Source organism: Moorena sp. SIO4A1, from assembly GCF_010672065.1.
Lineage (GTDB): Bacteria > Cyanobacteriota > Cyanobacteriia > Cyanobacteriales > Coleofasciculaceae > Moorena.
On the sequence record NZ_JAAHHX010000487.1, the window covers coordinates 1 to 1,784 of the forward strand.

Consider the following 1,784-nt stretch of genomic DNA (forward strand, 5'->3'; position numbering starts at 1 on the left):
TATCCTAATGAGGTACACAGGATTTTTTACCTCTTGCCTCTTGCCTTCCCCTCCTGGGAGGGGTTAGGGGTGGGTGCCTCTCGTCTGTTCCCTAAAACCCAGGAATTTGTACCTCACCCAATTGCAAACCGCTGTAATTCTACAATGGTAGACGCCTAAGGATCTAAGAGGTTGTCTGAGAAGTCTCATTTGCTACATCCAAGCCCCCGTTGGTCCCCCAATTTTGGGGGACTTTTACCAGCCAATGGATTCTTCCCCCAGAATTGGGGGGCTAGGGGGGCAAAATTCAGTATCAAAAAACTTGGGAGATATCCTCTAATAAAACTATCAACCAGATATTGTGAGTCCAGCAGCAGCTTGAATATCTTAATTTCCTTTCTGATTTCTATGGTACATTGCTTTTTTAAAGAATTAGTATCAATTACGTATTTTTATGTATTTGAACACTCTCAATATCATTCCTACCCCTAAAATTATTCAAAATATTAGGGAAAAAGGCTACTTTTTTATAGAAAATGCAGTTGATTTAAAAGTAGCAGATCAGCTTTTAAAAGAAGTCAATATTGATAATATTTCAGTAAATAAAAATGAAATAGGTGTGGTATATTCTGGCAACCAAAAATTCTTGTCCAATTGTCTAACCAGATCAAAAACAGCCTACGATTTGATTACCTATCCAAAGGTGTTAGATATTTGTCGTTCATATTTACCAGCAATATATCAGCTGATAAGTCATCAATTTGCTCAGACTCGTCGAGGGTTTAATATGCCCTGGCACACAGACAATAATCAACAATTAGATAGTAAAGTTTTTGTTAAGCACCAGATGCCTGGTCTAATATTTATTATCTATCTTTCTGAGCAAAACATCAGCCCATTTCAATATATTGAGGGTTCCCAGCTTTGGTCATCAAACTATGACAGCGAGAGGTATATTAGCGATGCCTGGGTTCAGAAGCATTACCGTAAGGATATCAGAACGTTTGAGATGAAGAAGGGTGACCTCATAATCTTTGATTTACACGGTTTTCATCGAGCACGCCCGTTCCAAGACAGAAATCATGTGCGAAATATTTTTCAATTCCAGGTTGAGCAAATTAACGAGAATTATCTGGGTCATGGAGAGCAAAACCTAGTCAATGTCGGGTTTATAGATAACCCTAGTCCAGACATTTTAAACTACTTAGGATTTGGCATTCCGCGAAAATATCCAATTCTTGCTAAGACTTCGATCGCAACTATGTCAATGGGTGAACTAATCAGTTTATATAACCAGCTATTTTACCCGACCCTTAAAGCAATGATCACGAACCTAGGCAAAGCTTTAATACCTGGAGAATGGCAGGTAACCTTAAAACGTAGATTGGGCAGTAGTAAATAGGTAAGCTATCAGCTATTAGCTGATAGCTGATAGCTGAATGCTGATATAGCTATGATAAAAGCTATAAATTGTTATCAAAATGATACAAAAAATATGAAGTATAATTCTTAATTATTCATACTAAATATATTAATTTATTAGTTTATTGAGGTACACAATATTTTTTACCTCTTGCCTCTTGCCTTCCCCTCCTGGGAGCAGGGCTGTTTCATAGTAGAGTAAAATGGAGATAAAGTCAGACTAAGTACAAAAAGACAACAAATAAGTCAGATTATGCCCTAAACTGTCTATGAATTCGGTTATTGAATCATAGCCATTAGCCCGGATTAAGGTTAAGACCCAGGTTTTGAGGATAGATAAGTTGATGGGGGCAGCCGCCAGCTTTTTGAGGGCTAGTATCTTC

Annotated in this window: 1 protein-coding gene; it reads left to right on the forward strand. The window is 37.8% G+C overall.

Annotated features, from left to right (window positions below; genetic code table 11):
- Positions 1–433: 433 nt before the first annotated feature.
- Positions 434–1,381 (forward strand): phytanoyl-CoA dioxygenase family protein, encoded by a 948-nt coding sequence (locus F6K53_RS39765; protein WP_293085517.1) that lies wholly within the window; start codon positions 434–436, stop codon positions 1,379–1,381.
- The last annotated feature ends 403 nt before the right edge of the window (positions 1,382–1,784 follow it).